This window comes from Nisaea sp. (assembly GCF_039990255.1).
Lineage (GTDB): Bacteria > Pseudomonadota > Alphaproteobacteria > Thalassobaculales > Thalassobaculaceae > Nisaea.
This window is the reverse complement of the sequence record NZ_JBDXGG010000018.1, coordinates 1,386,265-1,400,452: the sequence shown is the minus strand read 5'-3', so window position 1 is coordinate 1,400,452 and position 14,188 is coordinate 1,386,265. Positions and strand designations below refer to the sequence as shown.

13 protein-coding genes are annotated in these 14,188 nt (G+C 56.0%); 4 read left to right on the top strand and 9 right to left on the bottom strand.

Translation table 11 applies throughout. The features are described from left to right. Positions 1-27: 27 nt before the first annotated feature. On the bottom strand, positions 28-969 hold the full coding sequence (locus tag ABJ076_RS16900) for a branched-chain amino acid transaminase (protein ID WP_348185489.1): 942 nt from the start codon (positions 967-969) through the stop codon (positions 28-30). Positions 970-1,174: 205 nt separating this feature from the next. Here ABJ076_RS16900 and ABJ076_RS16895 point away from each other — a divergent pair, with 205 nt between their 5' ends. Continuing rightward, positions 1,175-2,407, top strand: a complete 1,233-nt coding sequence (locus ABJ076_RS16895) for an MFS transporter (protein WP_348185486.1) — start codon at positions 1,175-1,177, stop codon at positions 2,405-2,407. A 29-nt stretch (positions 2,408-2,436) separates the two neighbouring features. On the opposite strand, the gene ABJ076_RS16890 is transcribed toward ABJ076_RS16895, so the two are convergent. From ABJ076_RS16890 to ABJ076_RS16870, 5 genes are all read right to left on the bottom strand, one after another. Beyond that, on the bottom strand, positions 2,437-3,828 hold the full coding sequence (locus tag ABJ076_RS16890) for a hypothetical protein (protein WP_348185483.1): 1,392 nt from the start codon (positions 3,826-3,828) through the stop codon (positions 2,437-2,439). A 6-nt stretch (positions 3,829-3,834) separates the two neighbouring features. Further along, the gene (locus tag ABJ076_RS16885) at positions 3,835-4,953 is read right to left on the bottom strand and encodes a hypothetical protein (RefSeq protein WP_348185481.1); all 1,119 of its coding nucleotides are present in this window, start codon (positions 4,951-4,953) and stop codon (positions 3,835-3,837) included. Positions 4,954-5,363: 410 nt separating this feature from the next. Beyond that, entirely contained in the window at positions 5,364-5,714 is a 351-nt protein-coding gene (locus ABJ076_RS16880) for a hypothetical protein (RefSeq protein WP_348185479.1), read from the bottom strand. A 217-nt stretch (positions 5,715-5,931) separates the two neighbouring features. After that, on the bottom strand, positions 5,932-6,069 hold the full coding sequence (locus tag ABJ076_RS16875; protein ID WP_348185476.1) for a hypothetical protein: 138 nt from the start codon (positions 6,067-6,069) through the stop codon (positions 5,932-5,934). Between the two features lie 237 nt (positions 6,070-6,306). Further along, positions 6,307-6,921 carry an HD family hydrolase gene (locus ABJ076_RS16870; protein WP_348185473.1) on the bottom strand — a complete coding sequence of 205 codons (615 nt, stop codon included), beginning with the start codon at positions 6,919-6,921 and terminating at the stop codon, positions 6,307-6,309. 480 nt (positions 6,922-7,401) lie between these two features. On the opposite strand from ABJ076_RS16870, the gene ABJ076_RS16865 reads away from it, so the two are divergent. Together ABJ076_RS16865 and ABJ076_RS16860 are read left to right on the top strand one after the other, a co-directional pair. Continuing rightward, positions 7,402-7,815 (top strand): hypothetical protein, encoded by a 414-nt coding sequence (locus tag ABJ076_RS16865; protein WP_348185470.1) that lies wholly within the window; start codon positions 7,402-7,404, stop codon positions 7,813-7,815. Between the two features lie 90 nt (positions 7,816-7,905). Beyond that, positions 7,906-9,132: an MFS transporter gene (locus ABJ076_RS16860; RefSeq protein WP_348185468.1), complete on the top strand. Its 1,227-nt coding sequence runs from the start codon at positions 7,906-7,908 to the stop codon at positions 9,130-9,132. Here ABJ076_RS16860 and ABJ076_RS16855 read toward each other — a convergent pair. The 3 genes from ABJ076_RS16855 to ABJ076_RS16845 all read right to left on the bottom strand — a co-directional run bounded on the left by ABJ076_RS16855 (position 9,095) and on the right by ABJ076_RS16845 (position 12,294). After that, positions 9,095-10,009, bottom strand: coding sequence for a DMT family transporter (locus ABJ076_RS16855; RefSeq protein ID WP_348185465.1), 915 nt, complete (start codon positions 10,007-10,009; stop codon positions 9,095-9,097). The two genes, ABJ076_RS16860 and ABJ076_RS16855, sit on opposite strands and share 38 nt — an antisense overlap. A gap of 30 nt (positions 10,010-10,039) precedes the next feature. Then, the gene (locus tag ABJ076_RS16850; protein WP_348185462.1) at positions 10,040-10,957 is read right to left on the bottom strand and encodes a DMT family transporter; all 918 of its coding nucleotides are present in this window, start codon (positions 10,955-10,957) and stop codon (positions 10,040-10,042) included. Between the two features lie 107 nt (positions 10,958-11,064). Beyond that, entirely contained in the window at positions 11,065-12,294 is a 1,230-nt protein-coding gene (locus ABJ076_RS16845) for a hypothetical protein (RefSeq protein WP_348185459.1), read from the bottom strand. A gap of 242 nt (positions 12,295-12,536) precedes the next feature. Between ABJ076_RS16845 and ABJ076_RS16840 the strand changes: the two genes are divergently transcribed. Then, on the top strand, positions 12,537-14,165 hold the full coding sequence (locus tag ABJ076_RS16840) for an amidohydrolase (protein ID WP_348185457.1): 1,629 nt from the start codon (positions 12,537-12,539) through the stop codon (positions 14,163-14,165). The last annotated feature ends 23 nt before the right edge of the window (positions 14,166-14,188 follow it).

Genomic DNA, 14,188 nt, shown 5'->3' with positions numbered 1-14,188 from the left:
CGGTTCAGATATGGAGGAGTTTCTTCCTTACTCGGCGGCCTTTGCGGCTTGGCCGGAATAGACAGGCAGGCGCCATTCAGGATGGCTTTCTGTCTTGCCTTCACAGACATCGAAATAGGTCTGCTGCAAGCCTTTGGTAATTGTGCCGATGGCGCCGCTGCCGACGGGCAGACGGTCAATCGAGAGAATCGGCGTCACTTCCCAGGCGGTGCCGCAGAAGAAGGCCTCATCGGCGGCGGCGAGTTCGCTGCGGTCGATATCCCGTTCCACGGTCTCGTAACCGGCCTCACGGGCGAGCTGCAGAGCAGTTTCGCGGGTGATGCTTTCCAGCACGTCGCTTGAGGTATGCGGGGTGATGACCTGATTTCCGCGCACCATGAAGAAGCACATGCCGGGTCCTTCTGAGACCTTGCCGCGGCTGTTCAGGAAGAGGGCGGTGTCATATCCATCGACTGTCGCCTGCACCGTGGCAAGCCGGCCATTATTGTAATTGGCGTTGCATTTTACCCGCATTGGCATTGCGTTGTCCGGTACCCGCATCCAGGAGCTGACCTGAACGTTCACACCGTTCAGCACGTTGGCAGACCGGGGACGCTCCAGCGCTGTAATGGCGAGACCGACCGGACCACAAGCACCAGGGCCGCCCATTCCGGCGACATAGCAAGAGGTCATGATGTGCAGGTTCGTTCCCTTGAACTCGTTCGCATGTATCAGCTCGAGCGTTTTCTCTCTTACCAGCTTCGCTGGGATGGCATCTTCGAAGCGCATAAAGCGCTGGGAGAAATCCAGCCGATTCATATGTTCGGCCATGCGAAACAGGTAGAAGTCTTCGTCTTTCGCATTCCAGTAGGCGCGCAGGCCTTCGAATACAGTAGTGCCGAATTTGAAAGCGGCCGAGGCGACATGAACCGTCGCGTTTTCCCAGGCCACGATTTCGCCATCGATAACAGCATATTTCGGCGTCGACATAGCCGGTTCCTTTCATCTGAACTTGAGGTGGGATGCGGGACTGCCAAGAGGCGCCGGACGCTTATTGGCAGTCTGCTCCCGTGAATTGTTCTGGTGACAATCAGGCGTTTGTTGTCGCATTCGCCCGATGTCATATTCCGAGCCTAGAGCGTAGCCGGGCTGGTCACAAGCGCCCACGGCTCCTCCGTAAAAAAGGAATAAGCAAATGTCAGGTGCCAGCGGAAGCCAGGATTACAATATGCGGCTTGCCTATGTTGCGCTGTTTTGCGGCGGGATTATCGGCGCTCTCTCCTTCGGCATCCGATCGGGATTCGGTGTTTTTCTGCCACCGATCACAGCGGAACTCGGTGTAGGTCGTGAGGTTTTTGCCTTCTCTCTCGCTGTTCAGAACCTGATCTGGGGCGCGACCCAACCTTTCGCCGGCGCTATCGCGGATCGTTACGGACCGTTTCGGGCGATCTGCGGCGGCGCAATCGTCTATGCGGCAGGTACGGTTATGATCGCCTTCTCAGCCACACCGTCGATGCTGCATCTGAGTGCGGGAATGCTGGTTGGTGCCGGTCTTGCCGGTACGTCGTTTGGGATTATTCTCGGCGCGGTAGGTCAACTCTTCCCGCCGGAGCGGCGATCCTGGGCACTGGGTGTCACCGGAGCGTCCGGCTCACTCGGGCAGTTCCTGCTGGTTCCGGTCGCGGGCAGCCTCGTCGCCAGCTTCGGCTGGAAGGATGCCGCGCTCTTCATGGGGCTTGGCTCGCTGGTGATGGTGCCGCTTGCGATTGCCTTCTGGCCGATCAAGGGAACCAAGGCGAACCCGCTTTCGTCCGGTCAGAGCCTCGGCCAAGCGCTACGCGAGGCGTTTGGTTATAAAAGCTTCTGGCTGCTGACCAGCGGTTTCTTTGTCTGCGGTTTCCAGGTCGCTTTTATCGCCGTGCATCTGCCTGCCTATGTGAGCGATCTTGGAATGCCCGTCACAGTCGGCGCCAGTGCCTTGGCGCTGGTCGGGTTGTTTAATGTGATCGGTTCCTACAGCGCCGGTGTGCTGGGAGGTAAATTCTCGAAGAAGTATCTGTTGAACATGCTTTATCTCGGCCGCGCCGTGGTGATTGTGTTCTTGCTGCTGATGCCGCCGAGCGAATTGATGATCTACGTCTTTGCGTCGGCCATGGGTTTGCTCTGGCTTAGTACAGTGCCTCTGACGTCGGGGCTGGTGGGTCAGATTTTCGGCATGCGTTATATGAGTATGCTTTTCGGCATTGTCTTCTTCAGTCACCAGATCGGATCGTTCCTGGGGGTCTGGCTGGGCGGCATCGTTTTCGACCAGACAGGCTCCTATGATTTGATCTGGTATGTGTCGATCGCCCTTGCGCTGTTCGCCGGTTTCATCCACTGGCCGATCAAAGAAGAGGCTATCGAGCGGGCACCAGCTCCGGCGGAATAGAATCTGGAAGTTGAAGAGTCGGAATGGCTCTAGTAGTTGCGCAATAACTGTTCGCCTTCGAGCCGGAGCCGGTTAGCGATTTCTGGGCCAAGCAACAGTTCGGTGAGCCGTACCTTGGCGAAAAGCTGGCGCTCGGCTTCTTCCGGTTCGAGGGCGGCATGATCACGCTTTCTAAGGGCGTCGAGCAGGTTCCTGGATAGTTCGGCGACGTTTTCTTCTAGTTCGGCCAAACGCCTGTTTACGTCCCGATCAAGGCCCAGTTCGTCTGCAAACCTATCGGCGATCTGAAGTGAGATGATCCGGTCTTCCAAGCCTTTCTGGGCGGTGATCTGCTCTCTGGCGCTCGCACCGCCGCCAAGGCTGCTCATGTTAGCTGATGTAAGGTTATCCTGCGCTTCCAGCATTTCGCGGCGGACAAGATTAGCCATCTCGGTCTTCGTTCGTGCGACCTGTCGGCTTTGCATGCGGGACCCGGAATTACCAATGGCACTGGCGGCGCCAACAACCTCTTTGACGAAGGTTTCAGCTTCCAGAGCCATGTTCTTGCAGCTTGTAGATGAGTTGATTTTTTCCCCGAGTGTCCGGATTTTTTCTTCAGTTTGACTGACGATCGCCTCGTTAGCGACATTCGTCACTGCGGATACATCGGCCAGGGTGCCTGCTTCTTCCACGCGCTGCATGATCTCAACGATCATTGCCGGGCTGCGGAGGCGTGCAAGGATGACGAACACAACGAATTCCGCATTAGCCGGGCGTTTCTGGTGGACGGTGTTCAATGCGGCGCAAATATGCTCGAGGTTGGCGTTGGTAACATGGCTCATCCCCGTTGATGGCAATGCCTTGCGCAGCTCCATGATCGGGACGGCGACTTCCAGCACACCCAGAATCTCCTTGAGTGCAGAATAGAGGAACGGATCACCAAGACCTTCAATCAGCGCTTGCTTGGCTGCCTTGTCCCGTTCAGCCTCATCGACAACCCGGCGCAATTGCCCAGACGCATAGCGCCAAAAACCCGTGCCGAGAGTCATAAGGGCTTCATCGTTATCCGGCTCTATGGCATCGAGATCGTGCTGGTAGCGATTGATACGGGATGGCTCAGAGTGCTCCTGCAAGAGTTTGTAGCAGGGGACAATGGCGGTTCGCGGAATTCGGCCTACCGGTTTGCGCGGCTCGCCTGTGGTGTAGAGTAGATCCGCAAAGGGCTCGGCGAAGAAACGAACCAGCGTGGCTTGTCGTTGCGGCTTCAGGATGGCAAGCCTAGGGCGCAACTGGTCCAGGATTTTACCCACGCCCGGCGCCTTGCCGGGGTCCTGAGCGCGACGCTCCAGTTTTGCCACCAGTTCGGTCAAATCCTGTTCAGGGATTTTGAAGAGCTGGCCCTCTAGGTTGCCGAGGGGAATGTCGTTTGAATTAGAGCTCATGCACGGTTAACCAAGGCTCCGGGCTAGGACCTGTTCCTGCCGCAGCATGTTTTCGATACCGATATCGTTCTGGCTCCTCTGTTCATTCCGCGCGGCGAGCAGACTCAGCCGTTTGGCAAATTCCATCCAGTGCGGTCGGCGGTCCGACGCCACCTCATCGCGAGGCATGAGCGGTAATCCGGACAGTATAGTGCTGACGGTTTGGAGGCGGTTATCGTGATCTTCATGCAAAGCGTTTTCCCACATTGCGAAGATGACAGCCCATCCGTCTTCCAGCCAGGGTATGCGGCCACTCAAAGCTTCCAGAACGCTTTTGGCCTTGTCCCAGTTCTTGAGTGTAGAGCCTGGATCGTGCGCATAGACATCGGCTTCCTTAAAGGCCTTTTCCCAACTGAGAAGAGTTTCAGTGAGTATGTCTGAAATGAGTGTGGCCGGGTGATCGTCCGCAATGTCTCCGGTGCGCATCCAGTCGGCATAGGATGTCAGAAAGTGTGAGGCTTCGTCCAGAATTCGGCGATACCTGCCGCGGGGTTTATGATCAAGGACACCAAGCGCTTCGAGCAAATCCCCCCATTCCGTCAGCACACGGGAGAGGGTCTCCGGAGCAATCTCTTCTTTGCGGGCAATCCGGCCGAGAAGGTTCTGGACTTTCTGCTGACCGGTAGAGGTCGCAAGTTCTGCAAGGCCAATTTCCAGATCGTCTTCAAGGAAGTGTTTCACCAGATGCTGTGTCAGGGCGAGGCTGATCTTGATCCGGTCTTCGGTGATCTTGCTGCTCGACTGAATTGCCGCTTCGGCGGCGTCCTCTCCGGCCAGTCCAGTTGTTGTGGCACGAAGCACTGCTTCCCGCACCGTATCCGGCGTAACAGTATCGATCGTCTGGATATGCTCGTGCAGAACCCTGTCAAAAACCGTCAGTTTGAACGTCTGAGGAACAGCGCTCCAGCCGATAACATAGACGCCGCGGCTGCCGGAGAGGCCCGAAATCACCAGTTCTAGCCGGCCGCGCTCATCATTTCGTACACGTGCCATCGCGACGCTGGGGGTCGTAAAGGGCACGGCAATTCCGCGCTCTGCGAAACTGGTGGGCCAGAAATGGGTCGCTGTTGTCGAGCCGTTCGTCATACCTGCTTGTGGTTCCGTATTTAGCCCCACCAATCGCCCCCAAAATCGGGCGCTTTTTACTTGTGGCGGATACAGGGGTGATTTTCAATGGAATTTCTATGTTTTTTTAATAAAACCAAGACTCTACAAGTCCTTGGCTCCTTGTGGCCTGCTATTCACCGTAGAATCAATATTTGTCAGCATATCGTTCAGTTGCTCAAGCCTGAGCGTGTCTCTGGTGCCTTCCGATAGACAGCGCTCAAATATGTTCCGTGTGTGTATGAGCGCTGTACAGCAATAGCCAAGGAGCCAGTACCGATAATGTGATGTAATCAGGACATTTCGGAAGACTATCGGGTCTCCGTCATTGATAAGTTTGAGATAGTATGTGTCAAAATTTTTAAATATTTGATTAATATTAGCGAGCACATTCAGTGTTTTTTCAATACCTGCTGCTTGAATATTTCCTGCTGTGGGGGGAAGGCAACATGTTCTCGATGGTCAGTCGGCGTGGCGTTTTCCGATTTTAGCCACCAGATAATCTCAGCAATCAGAGGTTTGTTGATTTCGAACTGATATTGGTAAAAGGAAACGCCTTTCCATGCGCTGAACACATTCGCGACTTCCTCGCCGTCAATTTTGAACGCCTGGATTAATAGGGCTGCTTCCGGAATGGTTGGGTCCCAGATCACGGACTTGATTTTGTCCTCTTCGTCATCCCCCATCGTCAAATAGGCGGGATTGCACATCAATTTATGGCGCTCGAAGGCGGTTTTCAGCAAGAGCGGGTCCAGGGATGGAAGGTCATCGGGTCGTTTGCAGAAATGAGAAATCCCGCTTCATCTCATCCGTCATGTCATTCTGGGAGATCCCGACATAACGTTGCAGAAGTTTCTTGGCATCTTTCTGCCGTAGATAAACCGCATACCCGCCTTCATGCGGCCGTTCTTCGTCATTCGGGATGTAGAGCGCGGTTTCTACGGGCCGATCGTCCGATAGCTAGGCGTCCTTGTTCGTAAAATTGGCCGCAGCGGCATCCGATACCTCAACCTTGAAGTTCGGATACTTGAAAATGATAACGCGGTTCAGGCTGGCGATCTTGAAAAGCGGATCTCCGCTTTTCTGCTTCCGTGTCAATTCATGGATGTTCCAGGTGACGTTGGGCAGGCCATGGATAATCTGGTCCAGATTAGGTGAAAGTTTGCGCTTTTTTGCGATTTTTTAGTTGTTTGATCCTGCAACAGCATCTTGAACCTCTGAGCGATTCAGGTGTCATCAGTGACCTCATCTGCTCGCGCAGGTTGTGCCGGAACGTGCGTTCCGAATCCAGCGCCAGACGCCGTCAGATGGCGAGGGCCATTGTGCCATGCGTGTCTAGGTGCTGGGGCCGCCCAGAATACGAAATCGCTTGATATAGGCTTGTTTCGCGGCCGTCGGTGAGATTGGTTCGATCACGACATCGAGCCCGGCTTTCGGTTTCCCGAAAATCTTATTTGCTTCCGGCAAAGAAAAGCCGGCCAGCTGTGTTGCTTCGAGATAAGCGGCGATTTTATCGGCGCGTTTGATTTTCTTTACGGTGTCGGCTGGTAGGGCTGCGGGCAGACCAAAGCGGACATGAACCGCTTCTTCGAGCCGCCTCTCGACGGTTTTATAATCCGATCCAATAATCGACTTGAACGGAGTGATCATATCGCCAATCACATACTCGGCTGAATCGTGCAGTAGCGCTGCGAGGCGCCATTTCAGAGCAAGATCCGGATAAAGCCGGTGAATGAGGTTCTCTACCAGGATGGAGTGTTCGGCAACGGAATAGGGCCAGCGGCCTTCTGTTTGCCCATTCCAGCGCGCGACCCGGGAGAGGCCATGTGCGATGTCCTCTATTTCAATGTCAAGTGGGGACGGGTCTAGAAGGTCGAGCCTGCGTCCGCTGAGCATGCGCTGCCATGCCCGCGCGGGCGGACTGGATTTAGTGGATTTACCTGGTTTCACGAAGACTGTCCCTTTCCCCTTGACCGGCCCTGTGACCGGCGGCGTCTCAGATAGACGAGAAGCCCCAATCCGATCAAGGGCGGGGCCGCGCAGGCAAGAACCCGGTTGGCGGTCATGATGCTACGGGACTGAAAATGCTCAAGTTCCATGATCAGTAGGCAGCGGTCTTGTGCGTCCTGCTCCCGATAACTGGCTTTGCATGTCTGCGCTCGGAGCAAGTACGTGCGGTCGACCGGTGCCAGGTCTTGATCCCACCGGTTCAGGAAGAAAAAGGCGAGCGGGATAAGCCAGATCAGCGATATCAGGGCCCATGTAAATGAAAACCGGCTGAACAGTGCGGATACATGTGGCATTTTCTACATTCAGATTATTAAAAATCATAAAAATCAATAATTTGAAGGAATTTGTTCAGTTTTTTGATCTTGTTCTGATACTGTTGCCGCCGAATGAAAGTAGCACAATGAAAACGGAGATTTTACTGTGCATTTTAAGCGTTTCACCAAAATCGCATGTGCTGCTGTGGTGATGATCACCTGTGCCTCCGTTGTATCGGATGTAGCGCGCGCTTACGATCCGAGGGCGATGACCGGCCCGGGCTTTCTTGCTTTGGCGTCGGGTCGGATGATTTCCGGCTGGTTGAGCAACGGTAATCGTGCCTTCTACCTCAGGGTTGAGAAGGGCAAGGTCTATTCGATGACGGTGCCTGCCCAGAATGGTTTCCCTGAAGTGCATGAGACCGGGACGGTCCGGCCGACCAAGGAGCACTATTGTCTGACACCTTATGGCGGTGCAAAAGAGCGCTGCCTGCGAGTTCGCTTGCTGGAAGATAATGAGTTCGAAAGTACTGACGATTCAGGGAACCGGATTGCCCGCTGGTGGTTGGCACAACAGTAATCCCGTTTCGGGCGAGAGGGCGTACTTGACCTCTCGTCCTATGAGTTCCAGTTTGCAGGCAAATATCAGTTTTTCCGCCTGGAACCCAAAATGACCGCCGAAACGCATGCCGCACCGCCGGAAGGCGGATCACTTGCCGACTTCAAGGTGATTGGCCTTATCGGCGTCGCGCATTTTTTCAGTCATCTGTTCATTCTTCTTCTGCCGCCGCTGTTTCTGACGCTTCGCGACGAGTTCAACGTAAGCTTTCTTGAACTCGGTCTGATCATGACCGTGTTCAGCGGTGCCACGGCGAGTACGCAGCTTCCGTTCGGCTATTTAGTGGACAAGTTCGGAGCGCGCTGGATTCTGATCGGCGGCCTCGCTGCCGAATCACTGGCCTTTGTGATGATCGGTTTCGGGGACGGTTTCTGGGGCCTGCTTATGATGATGGCTATCGCCGGAATTGCTAATGGCGTTTATCACCCGGCGGATTATGCGATCCTGTCGGCCTCGGTTTCAGGGCCGCGCATGGGGCGTGCCTTCAGTTTGCATACCTTCGCAGGGTTTGCCGGCTTTGCCGTTGCACCGCCGCTGATTATTTTTCTGAGTGACGCTATCGGCTGGCGGATGGCCCTGGTCGGCGTTGGCGTTGCCGGTCTTGCGACTGCCGCTGTTCTGCTGGTGTTTGCTGGTAGTTTGCATAATAAGCAAAAGCCAGCGGCAGAGGAGACAAAGCGGGCCGACGCATCCAGTCGAGCGCTTTTGTTCTCGTTCCCGATCCTGATGTGTCTCGGCTTTTACATCATGACGGCGCTTGGCTCGGGCGGGCTCAACAACTTCCTGGTCTCAGCTCTTAACCTTCTGCACGGCACGGCCATTCCAATTGCGACCGGCGCTCTGACGGGCTATCTCGTCGGCACCACCGCCGGGATTCTGTTTGGCGGATATCTGGCGGACAAGACCTCCAATCACAATGTGATCGCGGCCTTCTGCTTCCTAGCGACGGCGGTGATGATTTCTGTTGTCGCGCTTGTCGACATGCCTGAGCCACTGCTGCTGGCATCGCTGACGCTGCAAGGCATCATGCACGGCGTTATCATGCCATCGCGGGATATGATCGTTCGCTCGGTCACGCCGGACGGGCAATACGGTAAGGTGTTCGGTTTCGTGACCACCGGCTTCAGCATTGGCGGGATTATCGCGCCGATGATCTTCGGTTTCATTCTCGACAAGAATGAGCCCGCTCTGGTGTTCTATGCCATCGCCGGGTTCATGTTCCTGTCGATGTTTACCGTTTTCACGTCGGCTCGCTGGCGCGGGCTTCGGTCGGCGTGATCTGTCGGATACGGGTTTCCCTCAGCCAGATATAGAGACCGGCGCCGATAATGAGTGTGGCGCCTATGCTAGTCCAGACGTCGGGAAGGCTGTTGAAGACGACCCAGCCCAGCAGTGTGGCCCAGAGCATCTGAATATACTGGAATGGCGCCAGCAGGGAGGCAGCGGCACAGCGGTAGCCGTGCACCAGGCATAACTCGGCCAAGAGAGCGAGCAAGCCGATCAGAATCAAGGTACCCCAGCTTGAGCCGGCGGCGATTGGCCAGGCATCGGCGAAGGGCAACAACGCGGCGGACCCGATCACGCCTGTAACTGCCGTCAAAAACAGGGTGGCGAGGGCCGGGGTCTCTTTCCCGGCATGCCGGGTCATCAATGAAAATGCTGAAAAACCAAACGCCGTGCCGAGCACCATAAGGTGCGCCATGGTCAGTTCTTGCAGGCCTGGCCTTAGAATGATCAGCACGCCCAGAAATCCGGCCGCAACCGCGCTCCAGCGCCGTATGCCAACGCTTTCTTTCAGGATCAATGCGGAGAGACCGACGGTCAGCACCGGTGCCATGAAGCTGATGGCTGCCGCTTCCGCGAGCGGCAGGCTGGCAATGGCACCAAAGAACAAAACGGTCGAGATGAACAGGAAAGCTCCGCGGATGGTCAGAAAACCGAGATTTGAACCCCCAAGGAAGGTCCTGATGCCGAAAAACGGGATAAGAACCATCAGCAATGCCAGATGCGCGGCATAACGTACGAATGTGATGTGCTCGATCGCAAATGTCTCGGCGCTGTGCTTCACCAACGCATCCATACAGGAGAACACGGTGAACCCGGAAATGATCAGGCAAATGCCGAGGGCAGGGCGAGGATGGTGTGCGCCTGACATGATCTTTTCCGTCTTTTGTACTTTGGGAGATTAATGCTGTGTGAGGGAGGTTGGCTTGATCCGTCGTTCACGGATCCAGACATAAATTCCGGCGATAACAATCAGAGCTGTACCCGCGAAAGTCCAGATATCCGGCCGGTCGCCAAAAACGAAGTATCCGTACATCGTTGCCCAGATAATAATGGTGTATTGGAAGGGTGCGAGTAGAGAGGCGCTGGCGTATCGAAAACCGAAGATAAGAATCTGGTGAGAGATGCCGCCTATGACGCCAATCACCATCAGTAAGCCCCATTCCCGGAGAGACGGTGTTTCCCAATAAAGAGCGGCCAGCATGCCGGTTCCGATAAAGCCGACCAGAGCTGTGTGGAAAAGCATTGCGACCGGATCTTCGGTACGGTTGAGCGACCGCGTAAGGAGGCTGAAAATGCTGAACATCGTGGCCATGGCGAAGACCAGTAAATAAGCCCAGTGGATTTCGTTGAATCCGGGCCGCAGCACGATCAGGACACCGACAAAACCAATCCCGACGGCAGACCATCGCCGAAGGCCGACTTTCTCTCGCAGCGCAAAGGCTGAAAGTGCGACGGTGATGAGCGGAGCCACGAAAACAATCGCATTTGCATCTGTCAGCGGTATCAGAGAGATCGCTGTAAAAAAGCAGATGGTGCAGCCGAGCAGCAGAAGGCCGCGTATGGTTACTTTCATCGGGTCGTTGACATGGAATGATCGCCGGATGCCAAGCAGAGGAAGCATCAGAACCATAGCGACGAAGTGAAAGAAGTATCGCCCCCAGATGACCATTTCGACCCGGATTGTCTCTGAAGAATATTTCGCCAGCGCATCCATGGTCGCAAACATCGATATTGCGACTATGGTCAGCCCGATGGCGCGGGCAGGATTGCTGAGCCCGCCATCTTCAAGGATTGCAGGACTTTTTTCAGTGTTCATCAGAGGACCTGAATTGAGAAGCGTTGATCGCGTCCGATGCTTATCCTGTCCCGCAGGGGCGCGCAATCCATTCCCGGTCTTGGCTCGCCGGCGGGTAGTCGAAAGGCTTAGCGTGCGATCCTGACGGCTTGACAGAACTGGCGCTTAGCTTTCATGGCGCTACAGGCCTGAAGAGCGTCTGCCCGGGTTTTGAAGGCCGCGCCAACCAGCCGGACGAATGTGCCGCGTCCGTCACCAGCATCAAATTCGACGGTCTTGAAGCTGAGATCCTTCAACTCGTTCGGGTACCGCTTTTCAAGAGCGGACCAGCCGCGCCGGGCACCCTGCATGGTTCTGTAGGATTCCAGATGGATGCCGTATTTGCCGTCCGGGCTTGCCGTTGCCATAGAGGATTTCGGATCGCTCTGACCGTCCGTTTTAGCGGCAGATTTCATCTCCGGCTCCGCTTTCGGAGCCATCATCTTGCCTTCGGACATGGTCTCCAGTTTGTCGACCACGGCTTCTAGCCGGGAGATCAGCGTCAGCATCCGGCTGTCGTCCATCTCCTCGTTCATTTGTTCAGCCTTTTTAGGCGCCGCCATCATTGCGTCCGGCTTGGCCATAGTCCCATGTGTGCTGGTCGCTGGGGCAACCATGTCAGTTAGTTTCGCCGGTTGATCAACTGTAACCGGCATCTCCGCCGTGCGGTTGTCGGCCAGGGAAACGGACATGAGTTCCTTGCGAGAACGAGAGTTCGCAAAAGTCCGCTCGCGCAACACGTAGTTCTGTGCAACTGGGGCATAATAAAGGCTGGAATCGACATTCTTCCGCTTGCAGTCGATCCGGTAGGTCGTGAAGGTTCCGGCTGGCACCGTGACATCTTCCTGTCCGGCTACCACGCAGCGCACTTCATCTTCCCACCCAGTTGGCACCTTCTCGCTGCTGCCACGGATTCCGTAGGCGACAATATTGCCTTCCTGCAGCGGGAAGAGGGTGCCCGGATTACCGATAATGCTCTGACGTCCGCGTCCGAGTTCCGGATGGGAGGACCAGGACAGTTGCGGTGTGACCAGCTCGTTCGTCGTGGTCCAGATCAGGCCGGAATCGTTGGTCCAGGTCACGCGGTCCGGCGTAACGCCGACAACCTGTTCCTGCACCACGTTCCCGTCGTCATTAAACACATAGGTATCGCCGGGCTGGTACAACGGCTGCGGTGCCGGCGGGAGCTGTGCGAGCGGAGCCTTGGCAGGAAGCGTATCGCTTTCGCTGAAGAGATCCAGATCCGGCATTTCGAATGAGCAGGCGGTAAGCGTGCCGACCAGAATGACAGGAACAAAGCGTCGGAACAGTTGCCGCATCGAAATAAAATCGCCGCCTGAAAGGGGCAGTCAACCCCGGATAAATAACTGGAAAAATATCCAATATCTTGGCGTTAGTGTCAACTGAACCCCAATATGATGTTGTTGTTTCAGGATCGAGAGAGACCCACGGTCGGGGCGTTGACAGAGCGTCTCTTCATCCGCAATCTGAGCATTCCTCCCGGCAGGCTCCCCGCATCTCCTCAGGGTTCGAGCTGGCCAGCACCGAAAGGAATTGCGACATGGTGACGGCGAAAGCTGATCTGGTATTGCGTGGCGGCAAGGTGTTCCTCGGCTTGGGGTCCGGCTTCACCGAATCGGTCGCGATCTGGGGCGGACGTGTCATCGCGCATGGCAGTGATAGTGAGCTCGAAGGGCTGGTCGGTGCCAATACTCGCCTGATCGAATTGAATGGTCGTCTGGCAGCACCGGGGCTGAACGATGCGCACCAGCATCTGATGTCCGTTGGCCTTGGTCTTTCGGAGGTCGATTGTAAGACCGACACCCAGTTGCAGGCGATGCTGGCCAAAATCAAGGCGCGCGCCGACAAGGCGAAACCAGGGGAATGGATCTTTGGCCGGGGATTCGATCATTTTGAGCTCGACGCCAAGCGTCATCCGTTCCGCGAAGAGTTGGACATGGTCGCGCCGAACAACCCGGTCTATGTCAAGCGCACCTGCGGCCATATGGGAGTCGCGAATAGTGCGGCCCTGAAACTTGCGAAGATTGACGAGGACACGGAACAGCCAGATGGCGGCCATATCGAAAGTCAGAACGGAAAGCTGACTGGCCTGTTGCAGGAACGCGCGCAGGAATTGATTACCAAGGTCCTGAGCGATCACACGATCGATGCTTTGGCGGAGGGTGCCCGAGCTGGACAGCAGCATAATCTCGCGCTGGGTTTCACCAGCGTTACCGATCCAGGTGTAGGGCTGCGCCAAGGCTATGACGAATGGCTTGGCTATCAACAACTCCGGCGTCAGGGCGGTTTCGGTCTGCGCATGCATCTGATGCCGCTTGCTGGCGCCAGCGGTTGGCCGGACCGGGCGATGGACCTCGGCCTGATGACCGGCGACGGCGACGAGTGGCTGCGCGTCGGCCCAATGAAGCTTTTCACCGACGGCAGCGCTGGCGGCAAGACGGCGGCGATGTTCGATCCCTATCTCGGTGAACCTGAAAATCGCGGCATTATGATCTATGAGGATCAACAGCTCTTCGACTATGTCCGCGACTATCACGACAGGGGCTATCAGGTTGCCGCCCACGCAATCGGAGATCGGGCCATAGAACAGATCCTGACTGCCTATGAGCTGGCCATTGGCAACGATGTCGAGACCCAAAGCAACCGTCGCCACCGTATCGAGCATTGCGGTTTCCTCAATGCGGACCAACTTGCCCGCATGCAGCGCATCGGCGTGTTGCCGGCACCGCAGTCGATCTTCATGTATGAGTTTGGTGATCTTTATGTCGACGTGCTGGGAGAGGATCTGTCAGCCAAGGCTTATCCGTTTCGTTCCTTTCTCGAAGCGGGGCTTCACCCGTCTGCCAGCTCCGACGCGCCGGTCTCCAGCACCAACCCATTCCAGAATCTCTATTCGATGGTTACCCGCAAGACCAAGCGCGGCACCCTGCTCGGCGCCAACGAAGCCTTGAGCCTGGAAGAGGCACTGCATTGCTACAGTTATTGCGGCGCCTACGGGTCTTTCGAAGAGGACATCAAGGGTACCTTGAAGCAAGGCCAGCTTGGCGATGTGACAGTGTTCGACCGGGATCTGTTCACCGTCGAGCCCGAGGAAATTCTGGAAGCGTCGGCGGACCTTGCCGTTGTCGGCGGTGAAATCATGTTTGACCGGCAGGCGGAAGCCGCCTGACACGAAAGACGAGGCCGGGAAGG